Source organism: Pseudomonas sp. BNK-15, assembly GCF_047456105.1.
Classification (GTDB): Bacteria; Pseudomonadota; Gammaproteobacteria; order Pseudomonadales; family Pseudomonadaceae; genus Aquipseudomonas; species Aquipseudomonas putida_E.
This window is the reverse complement of record NZ_CP179898.1, coordinates 3,545,953-3,570,579: the sequence shown is the minus strand read 5'-3', so window position 1 is coordinate 3,570,579 and position 24,627 is coordinate 3,545,953. Positions and strand designations below refer to the sequence as shown.

The 24,627-nt window shown below is 62.0% G+C and carries 24 protein-coding genes and 7 tRNA genes; 4 read left to right on the top strand and 27 right to left on the bottom strand.

What is annotated here, in order from left to right:
- Positions 1-71: 71 nt before the first annotated feature.
- The 8 genes from ACMGF5_RS16350 to uvrB form a co-directional block, all read right to left on the bottom strand.
- Positions 72-147 (bottom strand) — tRNA-Glu (locus ACMGF5_RS16350).
- A 42-nt stretch (positions 148-189) separates the two neighbouring features.
- Positions 190-265: transfer RNA gene (locus tag ACMGF5_RS16345), tRNA-Ala, on the bottom strand.
- Positions 266-329: 64 nt separating this feature from the next.
- A tRNA-Glu gene (locus tag ACMGF5_RS16340) sits at positions 330-405 on the bottom strand.
- A gap of 42 nt (positions 406-447) precedes the next feature.
- Positions 448-523: transfer RNA gene (locus tag ACMGF5_RS16335), tRNA-Ala, on the bottom strand.
- A gap of 52 nt (positions 524-575) precedes the next feature.
- A tRNA-Glu gene (locus tag ACMGF5_RS16330) sits at positions 576-651 on the bottom strand.
- Positions 652-723: 72 nt separating this feature from the next.
- Positions 724-799, bottom strand: a tRNA-Ala gene (locus ACMGF5_RS16325).
- A gap of 246 nt (positions 800-1,045) precedes the next feature.
- Positions 1,046-2,527, bottom strand: coding sequence for a glutamate--tRNA ligase (gene gltX, locus ACMGF5_RS16320; RefSeq protein ID WP_119688524.1), 1,482 nt, complete (start codon positions 2,525-2,527; stop codon positions 1,046-1,048).
- Between the two features lie 146 nt (positions 2,528-2,673).
- Positions 2,674-4,689 (bottom strand): excinuclease ABC subunit UvrB, encoded by a 2,016-nt coding sequence (gene uvrB / locus ACMGF5_RS16315; protein ID WP_046786546.1) that lies wholly within the window; start codon positions 4,687-4,689, stop codon positions 2,674-2,676.
- 287 nt (positions 4,690-4,976) lie between these two features.
- Here uvrB and ACMGF5_RS16310 point away from each other — a divergent pair, with 287 nt between their 5' ends.
- Positions 4,977-6,173: an amino acid aminotransferase gene (locus ACMGF5_RS16310; RefSeq protein ID WP_115275625.1), complete on the top strand. Its 1,197-nt coding sequence runs from the start codon at positions 4,977-4,979 to the stop codon at positions 6,171-6,173.
- A 74-nt stretch (positions 6,174-6,247) separates the two neighbouring features.
- A tRNA-Asn gene (locus tag ACMGF5_RS16305) sits at positions 6,248-6,323 on the top strand.
- A 61-nt stretch (positions 6,324-6,384) separates the two neighbouring features.
- On the opposite strand, the gene ACMGF5_RS16300 is transcribed toward ACMGF5_RS16305, so the two are convergent.
- The 4 genes from ACMGF5_RS16300 to ACMGF5_RS16285 all read right to left on the bottom strand — a co-directional run bounded on the left by ACMGF5_RS16300 (position 6,385) and on the right by ACMGF5_RS16285 (position 9,338).
- Positions 6,385-6,945, bottom strand: coding sequence for a DUF1285 domain-containing protein (locus tag ACMGF5_RS16300; protein ID WP_046786547.1), 561 nt, complete (start codon positions 6,943-6,945; stop codon positions 6,385-6,387).
- A 10-nt stretch (positions 6,946-6,955) separates the two neighbouring features.
- Positions 6,956-7,561: a DUF4823 domain-containing protein gene (locus tag ACMGF5_RS16295; RefSeq protein WP_012313444.1), complete on the bottom strand. Its 606-nt coding sequence runs from the start codon at positions 7,559-7,561 to the stop codon at positions 6,956-6,958.
- A gap of 65 nt (positions 7,562-7,626) precedes the next feature.
- Positions 7,627-8,595: a GTP 3',8-cyclase MoaA gene (locus ACMGF5_RS16290; RefSeq protein WP_414156969.1), complete on the bottom strand. Its 969-nt coding sequence runs from the start codon at positions 8,593-8,595 to the stop codon at positions 7,627-7,629.
- 107 nt (positions 8,596-8,702) lie between these two features.
- Entirely contained in the window at positions 8,703-9,338 is a 636-nt protein-coding gene (locus ACMGF5_RS16285) for a TetR/AcrR family transcriptional regulator (RefSeq protein ID WP_046786550.1), read from the bottom strand.
- Positions 9,339-9,409: 71 nt separating this feature from the next.
- Here ACMGF5_RS16285 and ACMGF5_RS16280 point away from each other — a divergent pair, with 71 nt between their 5' ends.
- Entirely contained in the window at positions 9,410-10,543 is a 1,134-nt protein-coding gene (locus tag ACMGF5_RS16280; protein ID WP_204920472.1) for an aminotransferase class V-fold PLP-dependent enzyme, read from the top strand.
- A 272-nt stretch (positions 10,544-10,815) separates the two neighbouring features.
- On the opposite strand, the gene ACMGF5_RS16275 is transcribed toward ACMGF5_RS16280, so the two are convergent.
- The 12 genes from ACMGF5_RS16275 to ACMGF5_RS16220 form a co-directional block, all read right to left on the bottom strand.
- Positions 10,816-11,598, bottom strand: coding sequence for a TatD family hydrolase (locus tag ACMGF5_RS16275; protein ID WP_414156051.1), 783 nt, complete (start codon positions 11,596-11,598; stop codon positions 10,816-10,818).
- A gap of 29 nt (positions 11,599-11,627) precedes the next feature.
- Positions 11,628-12,614 (bottom strand): DNA polymerase III subunit delta', encoded by a 987-nt coding sequence (locus ACMGF5_RS16270; protein WP_414156968.1) that lies wholly within the window; start codon positions 12,612-12,614, stop codon positions 11,628-11,630.
- Positions 12,607-13,239, bottom strand: coding sequence for a dTMP kinase (tmk, locus tag ACMGF5_RS16265; protein WP_046786554.1), 633 nt, complete (start codon positions 13,237-13,239; stop codon positions 12,607-12,609). The genes ACMGF5_RS16270 and tmk overlap by 8 nt, the downstream gene beginning before the upstream one ends.
- A 9-nt stretch (positions 13,240-13,248) precedes the next feature.
- Positions 13,249-14,379, bottom strand: a complete 1,131-nt coding sequence (mltG, locus tag ACMGF5_RS16260) for an endolytic transglycosylase MltG (RefSeq protein WP_046786555.1) — start codon at positions 14,377-14,379, stop codon at positions 13,249-13,251.
- Positions 14,380-14,383: 4 nt separating this feature from the next.
- Positions 14,384-15,199 carry an aminodeoxychorismate lyase gene (gene pabC / locus ACMGF5_RS16255; RefSeq protein WP_204920468.1) on the bottom strand — a complete coding sequence of 272 codons (816 nt, stop codon included), beginning with the start codon at positions 15,197-15,199 and terminating at the stop codon, positions 14,384-14,386.
- Entirely contained in the window at positions 15,199-16,443 is a 1,245-nt protein-coding gene (gene fabF / locus ACMGF5_RS16250; protein ID WP_046786557.1) for a beta-ketoacyl-ACP synthase II, read from the bottom strand. The genes pabC and fabF overlap by 1 nt, the downstream gene beginning before the upstream one ends.
- 174 nt (positions 16,444-16,617) lie before the next feature.
- Positions 16,618-16,854, bottom strand: coding sequence for an acyl carrier protein (gene acpP / locus ACMGF5_RS16245; protein WP_039603098.1), 237 nt, complete (start codon positions 16,852-16,854; stop codon positions 16,618-16,620).
- A 203-nt stretch (positions 16,855-17,057) separates the two neighbouring features.
- A complete protein-coding gene (fabG, locus tag ACMGF5_RS16240) occupies positions 17,058-17,798 on the bottom strand; it encodes a 3-oxoacyl-ACP reductase FabG (RefSeq protein ID WP_008096412.1) in 741 nt (246 codons plus the stop codon).
- Positions 17,799-17,814: 16 nt separating this feature from the next.
- Entirely contained in the window at positions 17,815-18,753 is a 939-nt protein-coding gene (fabD, locus tag ACMGF5_RS16235) for an ACP S-malonyltransferase (protein ID WP_119688516.1), read from the bottom strand.
- A gap of 127 nt (positions 18,754-18,880) precedes the next feature.
- Positions 18,881-19,891 carry a phosphate acyltransferase PlsX gene (plsX, locus tag ACMGF5_RS16230; protein ID WP_080952128.1) on the bottom strand — a complete coding sequence of 337 codons (1,011 nt, stop codon included), beginning with the start codon at positions 19,889-19,891 and terminating at the stop codon, positions 18,881-18,883.
- A 3-nt stretch (positions 19,892-19,894) separates the two neighbouring features.
- Positions 19,895-20,077, bottom strand: coding sequence for a 50S ribosomal protein L32 (gene rpmF / locus ACMGF5_RS16225; protein ID WP_010223221.1), 183 nt, complete (start codon positions 20,075-20,077; stop codon positions 19,895-19,897).
- A gap of 13 nt (positions 20,078-20,090) precedes the next feature.
- On the bottom strand, positions 20,091-20,618 hold the full coding sequence (locus ACMGF5_RS16220; protein WP_012313431.1) for a YceD family protein: 528 nt from the start codon (positions 20,616-20,618) through the stop codon (positions 20,091-20,093).
- Between the two features lie 96 nt (positions 20,619-20,714).
- On the opposite strand from ACMGF5_RS16220, the gene ACMGF5_RS16215 reads away from it, so the two are divergent.
- The gene (locus tag ACMGF5_RS16215; protein WP_115275619.1) at positions 20,715-21,293 is read left to right on the top strand and encodes a Maf family protein; all 579 of its coding nucleotides are present in this window, start codon (positions 20,715-20,717) and stop codon (positions 21,291-21,293) included.
- A 78-nt stretch (positions 21,294-21,371) separates the two neighbouring features.
- Here the strand turns inward: ACMGF5_RS16215 and ACMGF5_RS16210 are convergent, their stop codons facing one another.
- The 3 genes from ACMGF5_RS16210 to rluC are packed head-to-tail and all read right to left on the bottom strand — an operon-like array spanning position 21,372 to position 24,040.
- Positions 21,372-22,397: a S49 family peptidase gene (locus tag ACMGF5_RS16210; RefSeq protein WP_046786562.1), complete on the bottom strand. Its 1,026-nt coding sequence runs from the start codon at positions 22,395-22,397 to the stop codon at positions 21,372-21,374.
- A gap of 2 nt (positions 22,398-22,399) precedes the next feature.
- A complete protein-coding gene (locus ACMGF5_RS16205) occupies positions 22,400-23,080 on the bottom strand; it encodes an HAD family hydrolase (protein WP_414156967.1) in 681 nt (226 codons plus the stop codon).
- A gap of 3 nt (positions 23,081-23,083) precedes the next feature.
- The gene (gene rluC, locus ACMGF5_RS16200; protein WP_115275617.1) at positions 23,084-24,040 is read right to left on the bottom strand and encodes a 23S rRNA pseudouridine(955/2504/2580) synthase RluC; all 957 of its coding nucleotides are present in this window, start codon (positions 24,038-24,040) and stop codon (positions 23,084-23,086) included.
- Positions 24,041-24,627: the final 587 nt, after the last annotated feature.

The window sequence follows — 24,627 nt, the reverse complement described above, 5'->3', positions numbered from 1 at the left end:
GGAGGGAAAAAACAAAAGGCCCATTCAATAATCGAATGAGCCTTTAAAGTCCCGCAAAACGCGGGTAAAAATGGCGTCCCCTAGGGGACTCGAACCCCTGTTACCGCCGTGAAAGGGCGGTGTCCTAGGCCACTAGACGAAGGGGACATAACCTTCGCGAAGATCCGCTGCTGCGAACCCTGGCTAAATTGGTGGAGCTAAGCGGGATCGAACCGCTGACCTCCTGCATGCCATGCAGGCGCTCTCCCAGCTGAGCTATAGCCCCGAAAACAAAAGGCTCATCCAATATGCGAATGAGCCTCTTTAAGTCCCGCAAAACGCGGGTAAAGTGGCGTCCCCTAGGGGACTCGAACCCCTGTTACCGCCGTGAAAGGGCGGTGTCCTAGGCCACTAGACGAAGGGGACGTAACCTTCGCGAAGATTCGCTGCTGCGAACCCTGGCTAAATTGGTGGAGCTAAGCGGGATCGAACCGCTGACCTCCTGCATGCCATGCAGGCGCTCTCCCAGCTGAGCTATAGCCCCGGATTTCTAGCCTCTCGGCCCAGCGACGCATTGAACATCGCTTGTGCAAAACTGGCGTCCCCTAGGGGACTCGAACCCCTGTTACCGCCGTGAAAGGGCGGTGTCCTAGGCCACTAGACGAAGGGGACGAACCTTCTTACCTTCAAGACCCGGTTGCTGGACCCGGTCTTGCTTATCAGCCGAAGCTGTTAAGCGGAATTTGGTGGAGCTAAGCGGGATCGAACCGCTGACCTCCTGCATGCCATGCAGGCGCTCTCCCAGCTGAGCTATAGCCCCACAATGTCGCTTTGAACTGAATCACCGGCTGGGTGCCTGGCGCTTCGTTTCGTTCATCGCTGTGGACGGGGCGCATATTAAGTTCGGATTGCAGGGCTGTCAAACGAAATTTTGAAAATATCCAAAAGTTTTTTCACAGATAACAACCACTTACCACCCTGCCCTGATTTGCGCACTCTGCTTTTGAGCACTTGAACCATTGCCAGCGGCATAGCCGGATGGCAATGGCCCCGCGTCAAAGCCGCATCAAGCGATGTTGGCCAGCAGCTTTTCCCACTCTTTGTTTTCTTTCTTCGACACACCACCGAGCAGGTCCAGGGCTTGGCGCAGGCGATAGCGGGTAAGGTCAGGGCCGAGGATCTCCATGGCATCGAGCACCGACACCGAGCTGGCCTGGCCGGTGATGGCGGCGAACATCAGCGGCATGGCGTCACGCAGCTTCAGCTCCAGCGCTTCGACCACTGCCTGGATGCAGCCGGTGATACGCTCTTTTTCCCACTGGCGAAGGCTTTCCAGTTTCCACAGGATCAACTGCATCACCTGGCGCACCTGGTCGGCGGAGAGTTTCTTGCTTTCGAACAGTTTGGCGTCGAGCTTGAGCGCGCCCTCGAAGAAGAAACCACCCAGCGGAGCAACCTGGCTGAAGGTTTCGACCCGCCCCTGCACGTGCGGGGCGATTTTCATCATGTAGTCGCTGTTGAACGCCCACTTCTGCACGCGCGCGGCGAATTCTTCCACCGGCAGTTCGCGCAGCCACTGGCCGTTGAGCCACGACAGCTTCTCGATGTCGAAGATCGGGCCGCCCAGAGAGATACGCGACAGGTCGAAGTGCTCGACCATTTCGGCCAGGGAGAACTTCTCGCGCTCGTCCGGCATCGACCAGCCCATGCGGCCGAGGTAGTTGAGCATGGCCTCAGGCATGAAGCCCATGCGCTCGTAGAAGGTCACCGAGGTCGGGTTCTTGCGCTTGGAGAGCTTGCTCTTGTCCGGGTTGCGCAGCAGCGGCATGTAGCACAGCTTGGGCTGCTCCCAACCGAAGTATTCGTACAGCTTGATCAGCTTGGGTGCCGATGGCAGCCACTCTTCACCGCGCAGTACGTGGGTGATGCCCATCAGGTGGTCGTCGACCACGTTGGCCAGGAAGTAGGTCGGCAGGCCGTCGTTCTTCATCAGCACCTGCATGTCCATGCGGTCCCATGGGATCTCGACATCGCCACGGAGCATGTCCGGAACCACGCAGATACCTTCGCTCGGTACCTTCATGCGGATCACATGGGGCTCGCCAGCGGCCAGGCGGCGCTGCACTTGCTCGTCGCTCAGCAGCAACGCGCGGCCATCGTAGCGCGGGGTTTCGCCACGGGCCATCTGCTCGGCGCGCATCTGCTCCAGCTCTTCGGCGGTGCAGAAGCAGTAGAACGCATGGCCGGCATCGACCAGTTGCTTGGCGTACTGGGCGTAGATCTCGCCGCGCTCGCTCTGCCGGTACGGGCCGTGCGGGCCGCCCACATCCGGGCCTTCGTTCCATTCGATGCCAAGCCAGCGCAGGGCGTCGAAGATCTGCTGCTCCGACTCGCGGGTCGAGCGCAACTGGTCGGTGTCCTCGATGCGCAGGATGAACTCACCGCCATGCTGCTTGGCGAAGCAGTAGTTGAACAGGGCGATGTAGGCGGTGCCGACATGGGGGTCGCCCGTGGGCGATGGCGCGATACGCGTGCGTACGGTGGTCATGGAGGGTCTCGAACGAAAGATGAAACAAAGGCACGATGTTAGCAGGGTGCGGGCACCGCGCTCCAGCGCGGGAGGTGGGTTATTGGGCTATCGGACGCCTGGAGACCGCCAAACATCATGCCGCTCCCCAAGGACCGAACCAGGCTTCAACTGGTAATCAACCGCTCGCGCAGCTTGGTAATCTCGTCGCGCAACTGCGCCGCCGCCTCGAATTCCAGGTCGCGGGCAAACTGCATCATTTTCTCTTCCAGTTGCTTGATGCGCTTGGTGATCTCGCCCGGCGTGCGCAGTTCGGCCTCGTAACGGGCGCTCTCCTCGGCGGCCTTGGCCATGCCCTTGCGCTTCTTGCTACGCGACCCCGGCACGGTGGCGCCTTCCATGATATCGGTGATGTCCTTGACCACGCCCTTGGGCACGATGCCATTGGCCTGGTTGAAAGCGATCTGCTTCTCGCGGCGGCGCTCGGTTTCATCGATGGCACGCTGCATGGAGCCGGTTATCTGATCGGCATAGAGAATCGCGCGGCCATTGAGGTTGCGCGCGGCACGCCCGATGGTCTGGATGAGCGAGCGCTCGGAGCGCAGGAACCCTTCCTTGTCGGCGTCCAGGATCGCCACCAGTGACACCTCGGGCATGTCCAGGCCCTCGCGCAGCAGGTTGATGCCCACCAGTACATCAAAAGTGCCCAGGCGCAGGTCACGGATGATTTCGACCCGTTCCACGGTATCGATGTCCGAGTGCAGGTAGCGCACCCGCACATCGTGATCGGCCAGGTAGTCGGAGAGATCCTCAGCCATGCGCTTGGTCAACGTGGTGGCAAGCACCCGCTCGCCCAGCGCCACGCGCTTGTGGATTTCCGACAGCAGGTCGTCGACCTGGGTCAGCGCCGGACGCACCTCGACCTGCGGGTCGACCAACCCGGTCGGGCGCACCACCTGCTCGACCACCCGCCCGGCGTGCTCGGCTTCGTAAGGCCCGGGCGTTGCCGAGACAAAGATGGTTTGCGGGCTGACCGACTCCCACTCATCGAAGCGCATCGGCCGGTTGTCCAGCGCCGATGGCAGGCGAAAGCCGTACTCGACCAGCGTTTCCTTGCGCGAGCGGTCGCCCTTGTACATCGCCCCGACCTGCGGAACGCTGACGTGGGATTCGTCGATCACCAGCAGCGCATCGTCCGGCAGGTAGTCGTAGAGGGTGGGCGGCGGTGCACCGGCCGGGCGCCCGGACAGGTAGCGCGAGTAGTTCTCGATGCCGTTGCAGTAACCCAGTTCGAGAATCATCTCCAGGTCGAACCGGGTACGCTGCTCCAGGCGCTGGGCTTCGACCAGCTTGTTGGCCTTGTGCAGGTACTCGAGGCGGCCCTTGAGTTCATCCTTGATCCCTTCCACCGCCTCCAGCAGCGTTTCCCGCGGGGTAACGTAATGGCTCTTGGGGTAGAAGGTGAAACGCGGCAACTTGCGGAAGACTTCCCCGGTGAGCGGGTCGAACGCAGCGATGTTCTCCACCTCGTCGTCGAACAGCTCGATGCGGATGGCTTCGAGGTCCGATTCGGCCGGGAAGATATCGATGACGTCACCACGCACCCGGAAGGTGGCACGGGCAAAGTCCATCTCGTTGCGCGTGTACTGCAGATCGGCCAGGCGGCGCAACAGTGCACGCTGGTCAAGCTTGTCGCCGCGGTCGACGTGCAGGACCATCTTCAGGTAGGTCTCGGGGCTGCCCAGGCCGTAGATGCACGAAACCGTGGTGACGATGATCGCATCGCGACGCTCCAGCAGCGCCTTGGTCGCAGACAGCCGCATCTGCTCGATATGATCGTTGATCGAAGCGTCCTTCTCGATGAAGGTGTCCGAGGAAGGCACGTAGGCTTCGGGCTGGTAATAGTCGTAATAGGAAACGAAATACTCGACGGCGTTGTTCGGGAAGAACGCCTTGAACTCGCCATACAACTGCGCGGCGAGCGTCTTGTTGGGCGCCAGCACCAAGGTCGGGCGCTGCACCTGCGCAATGACGTTGGCAACGCTGAAGGTCTTGCCCGAGCCGGTCACACCGAGCAGGGTCTGGTGCGACAGGCCTGCCTCGATGCCCTCTACCATCTGGCGGATAGCCTCGGGCTGGTCGCCGGCCGGCTGAAAACGGGTGACGAGCTGGAACTCGGACATGTCGGACCTCGCGGTAACGCAGCAACTGTAAATTTAGCCAGTAGTCTATACCCAAATGCGCCCGCCTGGGGCCGCATTCAAGGCGGCGGTGTGAACGCTCACTGCGGTGGACCGGGCAATTCGACCAATGGTTGAAAAAAATTTGCGCAAATAGCCGGAAAAGCTGCGCCACACTGTCGCAGTGACCGGTCGGTATCACTATACTGACTCCCCGTTTGTGCACCGCTTCAGTGCATTCGGCTGGAGCGTGTACGCCCTATCACTCTCCATTCAGAGCCAAGGTAACAATGAGCCTGTTTTCCGCTGTCGAGCTGGCACCCCGCGACCCCATTCTGGGCCTCAACGAAGCATTCAACGCCGATCCCCGTACCGACAAGGTCAACCTGGGTGTGGGCGTGTACTGCAATGAGGAAGGCCGCATTCCGCTGCTGCGCGCCGTGATCGAAGCCGAAACCCAGCGTGCCGCCCAGCACGCTTCGCGCGGCTACCTGCCGATCGACGGCATCGCCACCTACGACCAGGCCGTGCAGAAACTGATCTTCGGCGCCGAGTCGCCACTGCTGGCCGCTGGCCGCGTGGTTACCGTGCAGGCCGTTGGCGGTACCGGTGCACTGAAGATCGGCGCCGACTTCCTCAAGCGCCTGTCGCCCAATGCCGTGGTCGCCATCAGCGACCCGAGCTGGGAAAACCACCGCGCCCTGTTTGAAACGGCCGGCTTCCCGGTACAGAACTACCGCTACTACGACGCCCCGAGCAACGACGTCAACCGCGCCGGCATGCTCGAAGACCTGAACAACCTGCCGTCTGGCTCGATCATTGTCCTGCACGCCTGCTGCCACAACCCGACAGGCGTCGACCTGGGCCTGGACGACTGGAAAAACGTTCTGGAAGTGGTCAAGGCCAAGGGCCACGTACCGTTCCTCGACATGGCCTACCAGGGCTTTGGCGAGGGCATCGGCGAAGACGCCTTCGCCGTGCGCCTGTTCGCCGAGTCGGGCCTGGACTTCTTCGTTTCCAGCTCGTTCTCCAAGTCGTTCTCGCTGTACGGCGAGCGCGTTGGCGCACTGTCGATCGTGACCGGCAACAAAGACGAAAGCACCCGCGTGCTGTCGCAGGTCAAGCGCGTGATCCGCACCACCTACTCCAACCCGCCGACCCACGGCGCAACCATCGTTGCCACCGTACTCAACAGCGCCGAACTGCGCCAGATGTGGGAAGCCGAGCTGGGTGAAATGCGCCAGCGCATCCACGGCATGCGCAAGCAGATGGTCGAACTGCTGGCCGAGTACGGCGCCAAGCGCGACTTCAGCTTCGTTGGCCGCCAAGCGGGCATGTTCTCCTATTCGGGCCTGACGGTAGAGCAAGTGGCACGCCTTAAGAACGAGTTCGGCATCTATGCACTGGACACCGGCCGTATCGCCGTGGCCGCACTCAACCAGAGCAACATCCACGTGGTCACCAAGGCCATCGTGAAAGTGCTGTAACTGCTTGATTTGGCTGGCTGATTCGCTGGGGGCGGGTTGACTTGCCCCTGGCAATCGGTAAGATATGCGCAGATTCCGCGATAGCTCAGTCGGTAGAGCAAATGACTGTTAATCATTGGGTCCCTGGTTCGAGTCCAGGTCGCGGAGCCAAATACCAAAAACCTCCAGATGCGCAAGCACTGGAGGTTTTTTTATTGCTACGCCGAGGTATTCAGCAGTTGCGCCCGATGGGATAGAACTGCCCATGGCTCCAGACGCCCAGCCATTGCTCGCCATCGATCTCACGAGGCACCGCCAGCTCGACCAACTGGTAGAACACATTGCGGTGGATCAACGCCTCTAGATTGTTGCGCATCAGCACATAAGGCGAAGGCTCCTGAGTGACAGGGTCAACCTCTACCCGCAGCGGATTGCGCGGCCCGGCCTCTACCTGATCCTCGACGTTGCTGGTAAAACTCAGCACCTGCTGCTCGCCCGTGCCCCGCACATCCAGCGCAACGGCAACGAACGGCGCATCGTCGACCCGAATACCCACTTTCTCTACCGGTGTGACCAGGAAGTAGTCGTCGCCATCCCGGCGGATGATGGTGGAAAACAAGCGCACCATCGGCTTGCGCCCGATCGGCGTACCCAGGTAGTACCAGGTACCGTCACGGGCAATACGCATATCGATATCGCCACAGAAGTCCGGATTCCACAGATGCACCGGCGGCAGGCCCTTGTGCTTGGGTAACTGCGCCAGAAGATCATTGGCCTTGCCGGAATCTGTCATCACCCTGCCCTCACTCACTCATGCCCAGAAGGCTACGAGCGTACTCGCGCATCGGCGCTGCGAGCAAATCCTGCGGAGCATTGTCGTGGAACGTCAACAAACCGCCACGGCTTTTGATTCGCGCAGTGTCGATGAGGTAGCGGGTACTGGTTTCGATCAGCATCATCTGCACCACACCGGTGTCCCAGCCCAGGCGGTCGACAGCCTGCTCGTCATACCACTCATCGCCATTGCCGATACGGTCGTCGGTGCGGGCAAAACGGGTATACAGCACATAGTCGGCGCCGACCGAGCGGGCCTCGGCGATGGCCTCTTCGAGGCCCAGCGGGCCCTGGGCGCGCCGTACCAGCGGGAAATACTCGACGAAGCTCTTGAAGGCCTCCTCGGCAACCACGTTCTGCTTCGGTACTGGCCCTTTGCTTGGCGGCATGAAGGCGCCCTGGCCGATGAAGATGAACGAATCGGGCTGCAGGCGAATCGACAGCGTGCGGCGTGTGTCGCTGTGATCCAGCAGGCCGGCATCGCTCATGTGGTAACGGACGCCCTCGCCCATATCGCTGACATTCATGCAGCCGCCCAGCGCCATAAGCGCCAGCAGCAAGACCAGGCTACGCATCTTTCCTCCAGTGACCGGCGACGAAAAACCGGCGAATAGCCGGCGGATGCAGCTTTTGCGCCAGATCAGCCGCCAATCACCTTCATCACCATCACGTCACCGGAAAACGCCAGCGCCTGTTTGTCGGCCAACGCCTTGACCAGCAACCGCTGCAGGGCTGGGAGCGCCTGATGACGGGGGTGCTCCAGCAGATCGCCGACAAAGTGACGGTTGCTCGACGACAGGCACCCGTGCAGCCAGCCGGTAGATGACAGGCGCAGGCGCGAGCAGCTCCGGCAGAACGGTACGCTCTCGTTGGCGATCACGCCGAAATGGCCCTTGCCCGGCACCTGGTAACGCAGCGCAGTGGCATCCAGCGGCGCATCGGCCCTCTCAAAAGCATGCGCGTGGCCAATCAGATCCAGCAGTTGGTCCAGCCCCACGAACTGCTGCAGGAATGCGTTGTGATCACGGGCCAGATGGCCCATGCGCATCAGTTCGATGAAACGCAGTTCGAAACCGCGGGCCAGGCAGTAGTCGAGCATGGGCACAACCTGGTCCAGGTTCTGCCCACGCATGGGTACCATGTTGACCTTGATCTGCATGCCCCTGGCACTGGCCTGCTGCATGCCCGCGAGAACGCTGGCCAGGTCGCCACCACGGGCGATGCGCCGAAATGCCTGGGGGTCGAGCGTATCGAGGGACACATTCAGACGACGGATGCCGGCCGCCTGCAACTGCGGCAACTTGCGCCCGAGCAACTGACCATTGGTGGTCAGGGTGATGTCCTGGAGCTCGAGCTTGGCCACTGCAGCCAAAAAAGCATCCAGCCTGGGGCTGACCAGTGGCTCACCGCCGGTAATACGCAGGCGCTCGATACCGGCTGCCTCGATCAGGTAGGCCACCCCGCGGGCCAGCGCCTCGGCGGACAGCTCATCCTGCGCCGCAACCAGGCGTTTGCCGTTGGGCACGCAGTAGCTGCAGGCATAGTTGCAGGCAGCCGTCAGGCTGACGCGCAGGTTGCGAAAACGCCTGCCTTGACGATCGACAATCATGAATGACTCCGGCATGGATGAAACGGGGCCGGCAAAACCTGACTCAAAATTCAGGTTTTTGCAAGCCCCCGTTCCACACCGGATTCAACCGCCCGGGACGGAGCGCTTCAGTTCGCGGGTTCCGGGTCACGCTTGCGCTTGTTGCCCATGCGCACGCCGATGTCCATGAGGAACTGGAAGAAACCTTCCTGGTCCTCGAGCACATTGCTCCAGAATGGCGAGTGGTAGAGCGCCACGGCACCGTGCACCAAGGCCCAGGCGGCGCAGTAATGGAAGTATGGCGGCACGTCTTCGAGCTTGCCTTCGCTGATGCGGCCCTTGATCAGCTGGGTCAGCCGGTCGAAGTTGGAGGCACGGATGCTGTGCAGCTCCTCGACCATCTCCGGCACCTGGTTGCCCTTGACCACCTTTTCTTCCAGGCGATCGAACAACCGGTAACGCTGCGGGTCGCGCATGCGGAACTCGAAATAGGCGCGCGACAGCGCCTCCTTGTCGCGGTCGACATCGGCCGAATGCAACAGCGCATTCAGGTCACGCTCGTAGTCGAGCATCAGGCGCAGGTAGATCTCCGCCTTGGACTTGAAGTGCTTGTAGATCGTACCTTTGCCGATACCTACAGCGTCAGCGATCATCTCGACGGTGACACTGTCTTCACCCTGTTCGAGAAACAGCTTGAGCGCAGTATCGAGGATTTCCTGTTCGCGACGGCGAAACTCACGGACCTTACGAGGTTCTTTCTGCATGGGAAGGACTGGATGACATTGAAGCGGTTTATTATGCCTAACTTGCAGCAAATTGCACGGATCATCCAACCATGTCTATGTTTCACGATGAGTTTGACCAGGCTCCGGGGCTGCGCTACCTGAACCATGCGGCCATCGCCCCCTGGCCACGCAGGGCCAGCGAAGCCGTGGCGCGCTTTGCGCGGGAAAACGTGAACCTGGGCGCCAGTGACTACCCGGCATGGTTGGCCACCGAGCGACGCCTGCGTGAGCGGCTCGCGCGCCTGCTCAACGCACCCTCACGCGGCGATATCGCGCTGGTCAAGAACACTTCCGAGGCGCTGTCACTGGTAGCTTTCGGCCTGGACTGGCAGCCCGGCGACCAGGTGGTGATCAGCGACGAGGAGTTCCCCTCCAACCGGGTTGTCTGGGAGGCGCTGACCGATCGCGGCGTCGAGGTGGTTCAGGCAAGCCTCGCCGGGGCCGATCCGGAGGCTTCGCTACTGGCGGCCTGCAACCGGCGCACACGCCTGCTGGCGGTCAGCGCCGTGCAGTTCGGCAGCGGCCTGCGCCTGGACCTGACGCGCCTGGGCCAGGGGTGCCGGGCACGCAAGGTACTGTTCTGCGTCGATGCCATTCAGCAAATTGGCGCCCTGCCTTTCGACGTGCAGCGCTATGAGTGTGATTTCGCCATGGCTGACGGCCACAAATGGATGCTGGGCCCTGAAGGCCTGGGGGTATTTTACTGCAGGGCCGCGCTGCGCCCGCAGCTAAGGCTCAACGCCTATGGCTGGCACATGCTGGATAATATGGGTGACTTCGAACGCCGCCAGTGGCAGCCCGCCCGCAGCGCACGGCGGTTCGAATGCGGCAGCCCGAACATGCTCGGCGCCTGCGCGCTGGAGGCCAGCCTGTCGCTGCTCGAGGAAGTCGGCATGGACGAAGTTGCCCGGCAATTGCAGCAACGTGTCGAGCAGTTGCACCAAGGGCTGGCGGGTATTTCCGGGGTCCAGTTGCACAGCCCGGATAGCCCGGCGCGACGGGGTGGAATCGTCACATTCAGTATTTGCGGCCAGAACAGCGCAGACATTCATCGCAGCCTGACCGCAGAGCGGACAATCTGTGCCCTACGAGGCCCAGGTGTGCGCTTTTCGCCGCACTTCTATACCAGTGAGCGGCTTATCGACGAAGCTGTGCAGCAAGTACGGCGCCTGGCCATGCGCTGAGGAAGGAAGCGGGCCCGGGCGTATTCCAAATCTGTTTAAAAAACGAACAATTGGCACTGGCACTGCGCCAAACCTGACCAATACTTGAAGTGTTGGCGCGGCGCATCCCCCCAGTGGCGCGTCGATAAAGGTGCTCACGGACCGCGTACCTTTGTTTTACTCCTAATGGTCTTAACCCGGATTCCTCCCCCAGAACCCGGGTTTTTTTTGCCTCAATGGCGCAGCTGGGGCCACGGGCAGATTTGCAGCGCCCTTGAGAGTCAGCGCCGGGCTCAGGCCACCCGGGCCAAAGGGAACAACCGCTTGAAGTTGTCGGTGGTCTGCCCGGCCAACTGCTCATAGCTGACGCCGCGCAAGGAAGCCACGTACTCGGCCACCTCACGCACATACTGCGGCAGGTTCGGCTTGCCACGGTAAGGAATCGGAGCCAGGTACGGCGAGTCGGTCTCCACCAGCAAGCGATCGACCGGCACCAGTCGCGCCACCTCGCGCAAGGCATCGGCATTGCGGAAGGTGACAATACCGGACAGCGAAATGTAGTAACCCAGGTCCAGGGCCGCCTTGGCCATCTCCCAGTCCTCGGTGAAGCAATGCAGCACGCCAGCCTGCGGCAGGCTGGCCTCACGCAGCAGCGCCAAGGTGTCGGCTTTGGCTGCTCGCGTATGCACGATCACCGGCTTGCCGGTCTGGCGCGACGCCTCCAGGTGCAGGCGGAACGACGCCTGCTGCAGCTCGGCCGCCTCCGGCTCGTAGTGGTAGTCCAACCCGGTTTCACCGATCGCGACGACATGCGGGTGCGCCAGTTCGCGCAGGAGCCATTCCAGCGCTGGGGTCTCGCCGGGGGCCAGGTCAAGCGGGTGCACGCCCACCGAGCAATCGACATCGGCGTACTGCTCGCTCAGCGCCTTCACTGCCCCGGCATTTTCGGCGCTGACACCGATACACAGAAAATGCCCGACCCCGCGCTCGCGGGCCGCCTGCAGGGCGGCATCGAGGGAGCCCTGATGGGCACTGAGGTCAAGACGGTCGAGGTGGCAATGAGAATCTACGAGCATGGGAGACGTCACACATGAAAAATGAAAAATCAGCGGGAGCCGGGCAACTGCACCCAATGGGCCAACAAGGCTTCCAGCAGCAGCACGCGGTTGAGGTTGGCCTTGCCCAGCACCTTCTGGCGCTGCTCGAGGATCAACGCCTGCACCTCGAGCACCTTGGCCTGCCGGCTCTTCTGCGCAAGGTATTGCACCACCTTGCGCATATCGGCCAAGCCTAGCCCCTCCTCGTCCTGGGTCAATTGATAACGCAGGATCAGGTGCGACCAGTCGAAGAACCAGTCAAACAGCAGCAACAAGGGCACACCACTCCACGCCTCGGCCAGCTGACTGGGTGATTGCTGTTGCTTGAGCAGCTTTTTCACCCCATCGGTCACCAGCGCACGTTGCTCGCGCACACCTTGGGCCTGCAGGTTCACCGCCATCAACGGCGAGCCGGCAGCGAGGGTCAGCAGCTCGTCACGCTCGGCCTCGTCACTGCCGGCCAGCGCGGTGGCCAGCCAGGCCTGGCTCTGGGCAAGGCTCGGCTGCGGGCAGCTGACCTGCTGGCAGCGGCTCTTGATGGTCGGCAACAGCCGGCTGGGCTGGTGGCTGACCAGCAGCAGCACGGTGTCGCCGGAAGGCTCTTCCAGGCTTTTGAGCAGGGCGTTGGACGCATTGACGTTCATCGCCTCGACCGGCTCGATCAGGATGACCTTGCGCCCGCCCAACTGCGCCGTCTGCACGACGAACGACACCAGCTCGCGCACCTGATCGACCTTGATCGGCTTGTCAGCCTCTTCAGGCTCCAGCACAAAGTTGTCCGGATGGCTGCCCGCCTTGAGCAGCAAGCAGGACTTGCACTGCCCGCAGGCATCAAGCCCCTGTGGCTGCTGGCACAACAAGCGGGCCATCAGGCGCTCGGCCAAGGCGCGCTTGCCGATACCCTGCGGCCCGTGCAGCAGGTAGGCGTGGGCATGCTGCGCACGGCCCGCCAACTGCTGCCACAGCGCCTGCTGCCAAGGGTAGGCTTCAGCCACGGCAACGCTCCAGGATGCCCGGCAACAGCGCGTCAATGGCGCGCTGCACGGCTTCCAGCGGCTGCGCCGCGTCCAGCAGGTCGTAGCGCTGCGGCTCGCGCCGGGCGCGCTGCAGGTAAGCCTGGCGCACGGCCTCGAAGAAGGCCTGGCCCTCCTGCTCGAAACGATCCAGCCGCCCACGGGCGGCAGCACGGGCCAACCCTACTTCCACCGGCAGGTCGAAAACCAGCGTCAGGTCGGGGCGCAGCTCGCCTTGAACGAACTGCTCGAGCACGGCGATCCGCTCTACCGAAAGGCCGCGGCCACCGCCTTGGTAGGCGTAGGTAGCGTCCGTGAAACGATCACATAGCACCACGGCCCCACGCTCCAGCGCCGGGCGGATCACCTGCGCCAGATGCTGAGCGCGCGCGGCGAACACCAACAACAGCTCGGTGTCGGCAGCCATCACTTCATCACTCGGTGCCAACAGCAGTTCGCGGACCTTTTCAGCCAGCGGAGTACCGCCAGGCTCGCGGGTAAGCACCACATCCAGCCCCTGCTCTCGCAGGCGTGCTGCCAGGTAATCACGGTTGGTACTTTTGCCCGCGCCTTCGGGGCCTTCCAGGGTAATAAACAAGCCGCTCACAGGCAGTCCTTAATGTTGTTCGTCAGCCGCAGGCGCGTCGGCCGGCGCGGGGTCGCTGGCCGGTGCCGGGTCCTGGGCAGAGGGTTCGCCAGACTCTGGCGACGCTTGGGGAGCGGGGCTTGACCGGTAATCCGCACGGCGCTTGAGCTGATACTCGCGCACTGCAGAATTGTGATCGTCCAAGTCATCGGAGAACACATGGCTGCCATCACCCCGGGCGACGAAGTACAGGCTGGTGCCATCGGCTGGATGGAGCGCAGCGTGGATCGCCTCTCGCCCGACCATGGCGATCGGCGTGGGCGGCAGGCCAGAGATGGTATAGGTGTTGTAAGGCGTTGGCTCACGCAGGTCGGCGCGGGTGATTCTGCCGTTGTAGCGTTCGCCCATGCCGTAGATGACCGTAGGGTCTGTCTGCAGCATCATCCCCAGCCGCAGGCGACGAACGAACACCCCGGCAATTTGCCCGCGCTCCTGGGGGATGCCGGTTTCCTTCTCCACCAACGAGGCCATGATCAACGCCTGGTACGGGTCACGATAAGGCAAGTCGGTGGCGCGCTCGGCCCACTCTTTGGCCAGCACTTCGTCCAGCCGCATATAGGCCTGCTGCAGCAGCTCGACGTCACTCATGCCCCGCACGAAACGGTAGGTATCAGGGAAGAAGCGGCCCTCCGGAAACACGCCGGTGTGGCCAAGCTTGTCCATGACTTCGGAGTCGGTAAGGCCATCGAGGGTGTGCTTGATCTTCTCGTGCCTGGCGATCGCCGAACGCACCTGGCGGAACGTCCAACCCTCCACCAGGGTCAGGTTGTACTGCACCACATCGGCACGGCGCCAGGCGTCGAACAACGCTTCGACGGTCATGCCCGGCGTGATGCGATATTCGCCGGTTTTCAGGGGTGTGCCGGCCATGTTGAAGCGCCAGTACAGGCGCAACCAGAAGGCGTCATCGAGCAACCCCTCGCCCTCCATGCGGTAGAACATGCGATTGGGGTTGGTGCCACTGGGCACGTCGAGCAGTTGCTCCTGCGTCACGCGCAAGGGCTGCTCCAGCACCGAGTTGACCTTCCAGGCAGACCAGCCCAATGCCAGGCCGGCCAGGATCAAGCCCATTTCCAGCAGCAGCAGGATTTTGCGTCTCACGAATTCAGGTATCCAGTAACGTACGGGCAAAGGCCTGCAGTTTACGGGTGAGCGGGCCCGGCGACCAGTTCAGCGCAGCAAAAGCCCGCACCGGCCAGACCCCATAAACGCTGTTGCAGATGAATACCTCATCGGCCAGCGCAAGCTCGTCGAACGGCAGGTCACGCACCTGCACCGGAATGGCCAGTGCCTGCGCCTGTTCCAGCAACGCACCGCGCATCACCCCTGCCACGCCGCAACGGCTGAGCTCGGCAGTAAGCAACACGCCGCCGCGCACCAGGAAAAGATTGCTGTAAACACCTTCGACCAGCCTGCCTTGCCCATCACACATCAAGCCTTCGGCATGTTCGCTGTCCTGCCATTCGGCACGGGCCAGCACCTGCTCCAGGCGGTTGAGGTGTTTGAGGCCTGCCAGCAACGGTTGTTCCCCAAGCCGGGTCTGGCAAGGGAAAAGACGCACACCGTGTTCGGCATGTTCGGCAGGGTAGCCGGGCAGCGGGCTGCCCAGCAGGATGCGCCGCGGCGCGGCACCTGCCAACGGCGCATAGCCACGCTGGCTGTCGCCCCGGGTGAGGATCAGCTTGGCGACACCGTCACCCAGCTGGCTGGCATAACGCAGGATTTCATCGCGCACCAACGCCAGGTCGGCATCGATTGCCAGGCGCTGGCAGCCCAGGGCCAGACGTGCCAGGTGACCGTCCAGCATGCTGGGCCGGCCACTGCCTACAGCGATGGTCTCGAACAGACCATCGCCGTAGGCCAGGCCACGGTTCTGCAGGTTGACCGCAGTCGCGGGCTGGCCGTCGATCCAGCTGTGCATCAGCCGGCGAACCGGCGGAACACCAGCGAGCCGTTGGTGCCACCAAAGCCGAACGAGTTGGACAGCACTACGTCGATCGGCATGCTGCGCGCCTGATGGGGCACGAAGTCGAGGTCGCAGCCTTCGTCCGGCTCATCGAGGTTGATGGTTGGCGGTGCCATCTGGCTGTTGATCGCCAGCACGCTGAAGATGGCCTCTACAGCGCCCGCAGCCCCCAGCAGGTGACCGGTCATCGACTTGGTCGAGCTGACAGCCAGCTTGTAGGCGTGCTCGCCGAACACGCGCTTGATCGCCGCGACTTCAGCGATATCGCCAGCCGGAGTCGAGGTACCGTGGGCGTTGATGTAGCTGACCTCAGCCGGCTGGATGCCAGCATCACGCAAGGCGTTGGCCATGCAGCGCGCAGCGCCTTCGCCACTGTCGGGTGGCGAAGTCATGTGGTAAGCGTCGCCGCTCATGCCGAAACCAACCAGCTCGGCATAGATGGTCGCACCACGGGCCTGGGCATGCTCCAGCTCTTCGAGCACCAGCGCACCGGCGCCGTCGGAGAGTACAAAACCGTCACGCCCCTTGTCCCACGGGCGGCTGGCACGGGCCGGCTCATCGTTGCGGGTCGACAGTGCGCGAGAAGCACCGAAGCCACCCATGCCCAAGCCGCAAGCGGCCATTTCGGCGCCACCGGCGATCATCACGTCGGCTTCACCGTAGGCGATGTTGCGAGCAGCCATGCCGATGCAGTGGGTGCCAGTGGTGCAGGCAGTGGCAATGGCATAATTGGGGCCCTGCAACCCCAGATGGATCGACAGGAAGCCGGAGATCATGTTGATGATCGAGCCTGGCACGAAGAACGGCGAAATGCGGCGCGGGCCTTGATCGTGCAAGGTGCGGCTGGTTTCTTCGATATTGGTCAGGCCGCCGATCCCAGAGCCCATGGCCACGCCAATGCGCTCGCGGTTGGCGTCGGTGACTTCCAGGCCGGCATTGCGTACCGCCTGGAAACCGGCCGCCAGGCCGTACTGGATGAACAAGTCAAGCTTGCGAGCTTCCTTGGCCGACAGGTACTGCTCGACCTCAAAGCCCTTCACCGAGCCGCCAAAACGGGTGGAGTAGGCAGAAAGGTCCGTATGCTCGATCGGACCGATGCCACTGCGGCCAGCCAGAATGCCCTGCCAGGTGCTCGGTACATCCGTACCCAGTGGCGACAGCATACCCATACCAGTGACCACGACGCGTCTACGCGACACAGTACTCTCCTTTTCTAATAACAGAGTCTCTTGCCATTGCATTCAAGGCAATGGAATGAAATGGCAACAGGCTCTCGAAGCCCGCGGATCATTGCAGGACCTTCGCAAAGAAAAAACCGCACGCCGGCAAAGGCAGTGCGGTTCTTCTCGACAAGAAGCGTCGACTACAGCGTCTTAAGCCTGGTGGGCGTTGACGTAGTCGATGGCAGCTTGAACGGTAGTGATCTTCTCGGCTTCTTCGTCAGGGATTTCGGTCTCGAATTCCTCTTCCAGAGCCATCACCAGCTCAACGGTGTCAAGCGAGTCGGCACCCAGATCATCAACGAAAGAAGATTCGTTCTTGATTTCCTCTTCCTTGACGCCCAGTTGCTCGGCGACGATTTTCTTGACGCGTTCTTCGATGGTGCTCATACCTAGTTTTCACTCCTAATGGATATATGTCAGGCAGCTGGCCGGTGACCAATTTTATAGAAAGACGTTCGCTTTTCAAGCGGAACGCACCTTCGCTTCAGTCACCCTGCCCTCTGCCTGGAATCTGGTTGCAGCTTTATAACGGATTTTAGGCTGGGAGTATGACTCTTTTTTTAAGCAATCCGTCACATTGAGTTGCAGTGTTACATGTACATCCCGCCGTTCACCGGCACGGTAGCGCCGGTGACATAGGCTGCGCCGTCGGATGCCAGGAAGGAAACCACCTTGGCGATTTCTTCGGCCTGACCCAGGCGGCCCAGCGGAATCTGGGTCTGCAGGGCTTCGCGCTGCGCTTCTGGCAATTCGCGGGTCATGTCGGTATCGATGAAGCCCGGGGTCACCGAATTGACGGTGATGCCGCGCGAGCCGACTTCACGCGCCAGGGCGCGGCTGAAGCCTTCCAGGCCGGCCTTGGCGGCCGCATAGTTGGCCTGGCCAGCGTTACCCATGGCACCGACGACCGAGCCGATGCTGATGATACGACCCCAACGCGCCTTGGTCATGCCACGCAGCACGCCCTTGGACAAACGGTAGAGGCTGTTCAGGTTGGTGTCGATCACGTCGAACCACTCGTCGTCCTTCATGCGCAGCATGAGGTTGTCGCGGGTGATACCAGCGTTGTTGACAAGAATGGCCGGGGCACCGAACTGCTCGCCGATGGCACCCAGTACCGCCTCCACCGACTCGGCGCTGGTGACGTTCAGCTCCATGCCGGTACCGGTGATACCGTGCTCTTTCAGGGTGGCAGCGATGCGCTCGGCACCGGAAGCCGAGGTGGCGGTACCGATCACGGTAGCGCCCTGGCGGCCCAGCTCGAGGGCGATGGCCTGGCCGATACCCCGGCTGGCGCCGGTAACCAGTGCAACTTTACCTTGCAGGCTCATGCAAGCTTCTCCAAATTCAGGCCAGCGCCGCACGGGTGGCGGCGACGGCGTCGGGGGTATTGAGGTTGTAGGTGGTCACACCGTCGGCGCAACGCTTGTTCAGGCCAGCCAGCACCTTGCCCGGGCCACATTCGACCAGGTTGACCGCGCCGTTCGCGGCGAGGGCCTGCACGCATTCAACCCAGCGAACCGGCTGATACAGCTGCGCCAGCAGATCCTGCTTGAGGGTGTCGAGGTCGGCGGCGACGGCGGCAGTAACGTTCTGCACTACCGGAATCTGCGGCGCCTTCCATTCGACAGCATTGACGTGCTCGGCGAAACGATCGGCAGCCGGCTTCATCAGGGCGCAGTGCGACGGCACGCTGACCGGCAGCGGCAAGGCGCGCTTGGCGCCCTTGGCCTTGCACAGCTCGATGGCACGATTGACCGCCGCGACGTTGCCGGCGATGACCACCTGGCCCGGCGAGTTGAAGTTGACTGCGCTGACCACTTCATCTTCGGCCGCTTCGGCGCAAATGGCCTTCACATCATCGTCGCCCAGGCCGAGGATGGCGGCCATGGCGCCATGACCGGCCGGCACGGCTTCCTGCATCAGTTCGCCACGGCGCTTGACCAGCTTGACGGCGTCTTTGAGCGACAGGCTGCCAGCAGCGACCAGAGCGCTGTACTCGCCCAGGCTGTGGCCCGACACGAAGGCCGGCTGCGCGCCACCCTCCTCCAGCCACAGGCGCCACAGGGCGATGGAGGCAGTGAGAATGGCCGGTTGGGTCTTGTCGGTTTGATTGAGTTGCTCTTCCGGGCCTTCCTGGACCAGCTCCCACAGGTCGTAACCCAGAGCCTCGGAGGCTTCCTTGAAGGTCTCAACGATCACCGGCTTTTCAGCGCCCAGTTCTTTGAGCATGCCCAGCGACTGGGAACCTTGACCGGGGAAGACGAATGCGAGGGATGCAGACATTGAACAAGCCCTTATGATCTTGTCGTCGGATAGGGTGCGCCGAGCCAAAGACTAGACGCGGAAACTGAAAACTTGGATGGAAACGCGGACCAAGCGGTCACATTTAAGCACTTCATCGGCGAAATGCCTAAGGCAACAGGTCTTCAAGGCGCCCGTGCAAGCGCTGCGGGAGGTTTTCCTGGATCTCGATCAGCGCACGCTGGATGGCGCTTTGAAAGCCCTGCACGCCGGCCGAGCCATGGCTCTTGATGACGATACCCTGCAGCCCCAGAAAACTTGCCCCATTGTGCCGCGCCGGCGCTAGGTCGGCCTGCAGACGCTTGAGCAACGGCATCGCGACAGCCCCGGCAACACGTGACAGCGGGCCACCCTTGAACAGTTTTTCGATACGCGCAGCGATCATCGTCGCCAGGCCCTCGCTGGACTTGAGCAGGATATTGCCGACAAAGCCGTCGCACACCACCACGTCCGCCTCCCCCCGATAAAGGCCATCACCCTCGACGAAGCCGACATAATTGAGGCCGCGAGCGTTCTGCAACAGCGTGGCAGCCAGCTTGACCTGCTGATTGCCCTTGATGTCCTCGGTGCCGATATTCAACAGTGCCACCCGCGGGCGCTGGACACCCAAGGCCTGTGCGGCCACCGAGCCCATTACAGCGAACTGGTAGAGGTTTTCGGCACTGCAGTCGACATTGGCACCCAGGTCGAGCAACTGGCAGTACCCCGCCTGAGTCGGGATAGCCGCGACCATGGCAGGCCGATCGATACCCGGCAGCGTCTTGAGCACCAAGCGCGACAACGCCATCAGCGCGCCGGTATTGCCGGCACTGACGCAGGCCTGGGCCTTGCCATCACGCACCAGTTCAAGGGCGATGCGCATCGACGAGTCCGGCTTGCCGCGCAGCGCCTGGGATGGCCGCTCGTCCATACCGATCACCTCACTGGCAGCGACAATCTGCAGGCGCGCACGATCCGCAGCCGCAAGGCCACTGACAAGATCTTCTAGGAGGGATGGTTGACCGACGAGGGTCAGGTGCAGCGAGGGGGTAGCCGAAAGGCAGGCTATGCTAGCCTGGACAATGCTGCGGGGACCGAAGTCCCCGCCCATTGCGTCGATCGCGATGATCTGAGCAGACAAGGATTACTCGTCAGCGCCCTTGTCGATCACTTTACGACCACGGTATACGCCTTCTGGCGATACGTGGTGACGCAGGTGTACTTCACCGGTGGTCTTTTCTACCGACAGCGCGTTTTCCGACAGAGCGTCGTGCGAACGGCGCATGTCACGGGCAGAGCGGGATTTTTTGTTCTGCTGAACAGCCATAATTGATTAACTCCTAAACGTTTGGGTCACGCTTTAACTGCGCCAAAACACTGAACGGGTTGGACCGCGATACCTCGTCCTTGCTCGATTCGGGCTCGTCTGCGCCCGCCGGCTGCTGGCATTCTTCCGGATGATGAGCAGGCACGATGGGCAAGGCGAGCAGAAGCTCCTCCTCGATCAAGGCCTGCAGATCCAAAGGATCTTCGCCCAGTTCCAGCACGTCATAGCCTTTCGGCAACGACTGGGTATTCGCACCCTCCTTCACCACAGCGTAAGTGCATTCGCTGTGAATCGGCAGGGTGACCAGCTCAAGACAACGCTGGCAAACCATTTTGACTTCGACATCCAGCTCGCTGTGGATAACCACCACGTGCTGTTCATCTCGTTCAAAATCGAACTTCGCCTGCACCGTACCGACATTGTCGGAAAGCGGGTCGCAGAGTCTTTCCAAATCAGCGAGTTGCAGCGAACCGTTAAGGGTTACGCCACGATCGGCTAATTTGCGCGGGTCAACGTGAGGTGGAATCGGGTCATTCAACATAGGCGCAGCATTCTAGGGATGCCCCCTGCACCTGTCAAAGGAAATTCGGCGGTATGTTGCATGTTAGAATCGGGATCAACTGATCAGGAGTCTACCATGCTGCCTTTGTTGCTGGCTTCCAGCTCCCCTTACCGGCGCGAACTGCTCGCGCGCCTGCGCCTGCCCTTCACCTGGGCAAGCCCCGACCTTGACGAGCGGCGGCTCGCTGACGAGCCCGCCACAGAGCTGGTGCGACGCCTGGCCAGGCAGAAGGCCGAGGCACTGGCCGGCAGCCACCCGCAGCACCTGATCATCGGCTCCGACCAGGTCGCGGTACTGGGCGAGCAGATCCTGGGCAAGCCGCACAGTTTCGAGCGCGCCTGCGAGCAATTGCTGGAGGCCAGCGGACAGCACGTCACCTTCCTGACCGGGGTGGCACTGCTGAACACCGCCACAGGGCAATGCCAGGTCGATTGCGTGCCGTTTACCGTAACGATGCGGGAACTGGACCGGGAGCGCGTGGAGCGCTACGTGACGGCCGAGCAGCCGCTCGATTGCGCAGGCAGCTTCAAGGCCGAGGGGCTGGGTGTGAGCTTGTTCAAGAGCACCCACGGGTGCGATGCCACCAGCCTGATCGGGCTGCCGTTGATCCGGCTGGTGGATATGCTGAGCACGGAAGGCGTGACAGTGCCCTGAGACCACCAGAGGCGGTCTTGCGCCCCATCACCCGCAAGCCTTATGCAGCAATTGCCGGCGATGGGGCCAGGCAGGCACTCAGCGCAAGGCAGGCCCCTGGAAGCCCATGTACATGGCCAACTTCTCCGCCACGCTGGCACCAATGCGCTTGGAGAAGCGATCGAACGGTGACTCCTCGACCGTGAAGTCGACCAGCTCCTTCTCCCCCACGATCTCACGCGCCACATAGCTCGCACTGCCCAGGCCATCGACAAGCCCCAGCGCCTTGGCCTGCTCACCCGACCACACCAGGCCACTGAACAGCTCAGGGTGCTCCTTGTCTTTCAGGCGATCACCCCTGCCCTGCTTGACCATGGCAATGAACTGCTGATGGGTGGTATTCAGCACGCCCTGCCAGAACGCCCGCTCTTCAGGCTTCTCCGGCGAGAACGGATCCAGGAAGGCCTTGTGCTCACCGGCGGTATACGTGCGCCGTTCCACACCAAGCTTCTCCATCGACCCCACAAAGCCATACCCGGCCGCCGTCACACCAATGGACCCCACCAGGCTAGCCTTGTCGGCATAGATCTCGTCCGCCGCACTGGCAATGTAATAGGCACCCGACGCACCCAGGTCAGCGATTACCGCGTACAGCTTGATGTCCGGATACTCACCGCGCAGCCGGCGAATCTCGTCATAGACATAACCTGCCTGCACCGGGCTGCCTCCGGGGCTATTGATACGCATGACCACGGCCTTGGTCTTTGGATCCTTGAACGCCTCGCGCAGGCTCTTGACCAGATTGTCGGCACTGGCAGCTTCCTGATCGGCGATCACCCCGCGCACTTCCACCAATGCGGTATGGCTGGTGCTGCGCGAAGCGGCCTTGTCCATATCCGTCCAAGGCAGGAACAGGGCCAATACGCCGAAGAGGTAGACGAAGGTCAGCAGCTTGAAGAAGATCCCCCAGCGACGCGCCCGGCGCTGCTCCTGGACACCGGCCAGCAGGGTCTTCTCCAGCAGCTTCCAGCTTTTGCGCTCTACACGCTCATCCTCTTGACGGTCTTCGCGCGCCAGGCGCTCTTCTTCCGTCTCGGAACCGGGTGCTTTCCACTCGTCAACCATGCTCACCTACCTTGGAATTGGATTTGCGCAGAACCTGCCAGCCACTCGCGCAGCTGGGAAAAGTGATCGATGCACACTTGCGGACCGAACTCGGCCAAAGCCTGCAGCGACATGGCACCATAGCCCACGGCCGCAGAATGCATACCGGCGTTATTGGCCATCAGCAGATCGAATGCCGAATCTCCGACCATCAGCGCCCGCCCAGGTTCGACACCGCAATGCCCTAGAATCTCCTCGAGCATCAGCGGGTGCGGCTTGCCACGGGTCTCATCAGCGGCGCGGGTGATGTCGAAAAACCGCTCCCAGCCATTGGCCCTGAGCACCCGGTCCAGACCACGACGCGCCTTGCCGGTCGCCACAGCCAGGCGATAACCCTCGACCCGGAAGGCATCCAGCGACTCGACCACCCCCTCGAACAACGGAGAAGGCTGCTGATCAAGCGCCGTATAGATGTCGGCATAGTGCTGACGGAAGGTTTCGACCTGCACAGGATCGAGGTGCGGATAGAGGGTTGAAATGGCTTCACCAAGCGCCAGGCCGATGATGCCCTTGACCGCCTCCTCCGGGCTTGGCGCCTCACCGGCGCGCTCGGCGGCGGCATTCATCGCCTCGACGATCCGCCCGATCGAGTCGGCCAAGGTGCCGTCCCAGTCGAAGATCAGCAACTCGTAAGACTTTTTCATGAATCAGGACGCCCCCAGACGCTCCACGGTTTTCGCCCAGACTTCGTCCACAGGCGCTTCGAGCTTGAGCTCACCACCATCAGGCAGCGGCACCGTGAGCGCATAGGCGTGCAGGAACAGGCGCTTGCCTCCCAAGTCACGAATTTCGCGGCTGAAATCCTCGTCGCCGTACTTGCTGTCACCAGCGATCATGTGGCCAGCGTGCAGAGTATGTACGCGAATCTGATGGGTACGCCCCGTGATGGGGCGCGCCTCGACAATGGTGGCGAACTCGCCGAAACGGCGAAGCACACGGAACAGGGTGAGCGCCTCCTTGCCCTCCTCGTTCACCTCGACCATACGCTCGCCCGAACGCAGGTTGCTCTTGAGCAACGGAGCATTGACCTGCTTCTTCGAGGTAGGCCAGTGGCCACGCACCAGCGCCATGTAGCGCTTGTCGACCCCATCGCCACGCAGCGCGGCATGCAGGTGGCGCAGCATGCTGCGCTTCTTGGCAATCATCAGCAGGCCCGAGGTGTCGCGGTCCAGGCGGTGCACCAGCTCCAGCTCCTTGGCATCGGGGCGCAACTGGCGCAGCGCCTCGATCACACCGAAGCTCAGGCCACTGCCGCCATGCACGGCGATACCGGCCGGCTTGTTCATCACGATCAGCGCCTTGTCCTCGTAGACGATGGCAGCTTCCAGGCGCTGCAGCAGCCCCTGGGCAACCGGGGCCGGCTCGTCACGCTCGGGGAGGCGCACAGGGGGCACACGGACGATGTCACCCGCCTGGATCTTGTACTCAGGCTTGACACGGCCCTTGTTGACCCGAACCTCGCCTTTGCGCAGGATGCGGTAGACCAGCGTTCTGGGTACACCCTTGAGCGCCGTGATGAGGAAATTGTCGATGCGTTGGCCGGCAAGCTCCGGCGCGACTTCGATCAGCTGAACGCCGGAAGTCGGAGGGGTATTGGTCGTCATCAAGGGATCATAACAATTTTTTATGGAATTGAAGCACTTAATCATTACTGCTATAGTCGCGAACGCCGCCAAAAGCGGCAGGCCAGCGGAACCAGGCCCTTGGCCGGTCCCTGACCAACGCAATTCTGCAGGACGCGAGGCCGTCCTACGGGGTTTTCGCCAGTTTACCGAATTGCCTGGAATCGCCACCAGCGCTGTGTAGAGAAGACCGAAAAAAAACGACAAGTGCGGTGTTTCACCTGCTTACCCGCTTCTTTTCGCTGCACCTCTGCCCGCCCCGACGCTTGCACGCAACGCACGGCGAATGCTTCGGAAATACCTGCCTTGGACATGAATGGCGTCAGCGCGGAAACTGCGCTGGCGAAAAATGCAACCCGTTGCGGATTCAGCGCGCGGCAGCACCCGAATTATCAGGGATACGTGCAGGGTGGAGATGCACAGCCCTCGGACCGTGTAGCACCGCGTCCGGCCACCGGCCCAGTGAATGGCCGGCGAGCGGATAAGGTCCTGAACAGATGCCCCATGGGCGTCCACGGCTGACGGTTGATTCCTCCTCCTGACTGAGTGCACGAGGCCTGCTGGGTTGA

Bases quoted from the DNA above. Each gene is read 5' to 3' on its own strand.
- ACMGF5_RS16295 (WP_012313444.1), bottom strand. From the start codon at position 7,561: ATGCGTAGCCTGGTCTTGCTGCTGGCGCTTATGGCGCTGGGCGGCTGC.
- ACMGF5_RS16280 (WP_204920472.1), top strand. From the start codon at position 9,410: ATGTCTATGTTTCACGATGAGTTTGACCAGGCTCCGGGGCTGCGCTAC.
- gltX (WP_119688524.1), bottom strand. From the start codon at position 2,527: ATGACCACCGTACGCACGCGTATCGCGCCATCGCCCACGGGCGACCCC.
- ACMGF5_RS16220 (WP_012313431.1), bottom strand. From the start codon at position 20,618: ATGTTGAATGACCCGATTCCACCTCACGTTGACCCGCGCAAATTAGCC.
- pabC (WP_204920468.1), bottom strand. From the start codon at position 15,199: ATGCACAGCTGGATCGACGGCCAGCCCGCGACTGCGGTCAACCTGCAG.
- uvrB (WP_046786546.1), bottom strand. From the start codon at position 4,689: ATGTCCGAGTTCCAGCTCGTCACCCGTTTTCAGCCGGCCGGCGACCAG.
- ACMGF5_RS16285 (WP_046786550.1), bottom strand. From the start codon at position 9,338: ATGCAGAAAGAACCTCGTAAGGTCCGTGAGTTTCGCCGTCGCGAACAG.
- ACMGF5_RS16210 (WP_046786562.1), bottom strand. From the start codon at position 22,397: ATGGTTGACGAGTGGAAAGCACCCGGTTCCGAGACGGAAGAAGAGCGC.
- rluC (WP_115275617.1), bottom strand. From the start codon at position 24,040: ATGACGACCAATACCCCTCCGACTTCCGGCGTTCAGCTGATCGAAGTC.
- rpmF (WP_010223221.1), bottom strand. From the start codon at position 20,077: ATGGCTGTTCAGCAGAACAAAAAATCCCGCTCTGCCCGTGACATGCGC.
- ACMGF5_RS16275 (WP_414156051.1), bottom strand. From the start codon at position 11,598: ATGCTCGTAGATTCTCATTGCCACCTCGACCGTCTTGACCTCAGTGCC.
- ACMGF5_RS16215 (WP_115275619.1), top strand. From the start codon at position 20,715: ATGCTGCCTTTGTTGCTGGCTTCCAGCTCCCCTTACCGGCGCGAACTG.
- ACMGF5_RS16205 (WP_414156967.1), bottom strand. From the start codon at position 23,080: ATGAAAAAGTCTTACGAGTTGCTGATCTTCGACTGGGACGGCACCTTG.
- fabG (WP_008096412.1), bottom strand. From the start codon at position 17,798: ATGAGCCTGCAAGGTAAAGTTGCACTGGTTACCGGCGCCAGCCGGGGT.
- ACMGF5_RS16290 (WP_414156969.1), bottom strand. From the start codon at position 8,595: ATGATTGTCGATCGTCAAGGCAGGCGTTTTCGCAACCTGCGCGTCAGC.
- ACMGF5_RS16310 (WP_115275625.1), top strand. From the start codon at position 4,977: ATGAGCCTGTTTTCCGCTGTCGAGCTGGCACCCCGCGACCCCATTCTG.
- ACMGF5_RS16300 (WP_046786547.1), bottom strand. From the start codon at position 6,945: ATGACAGATTCCGGCAAGGCCAATGATCTTCTGGCGCAGTTACCCAAG.
- acpP (WP_039603098.1), bottom strand. From the start codon at position 16,854: ATGAGCACCATCGAAGAACGCGTCAAGAAAATCGTCGCCGAGCAACTG.
- fabD (WP_119688516.1), bottom strand. From the start codon at position 18,753: ATGTCTGCATCCCTCGCATTCGTCTTCCCCGGTCAAGGTTCCCAGTCG.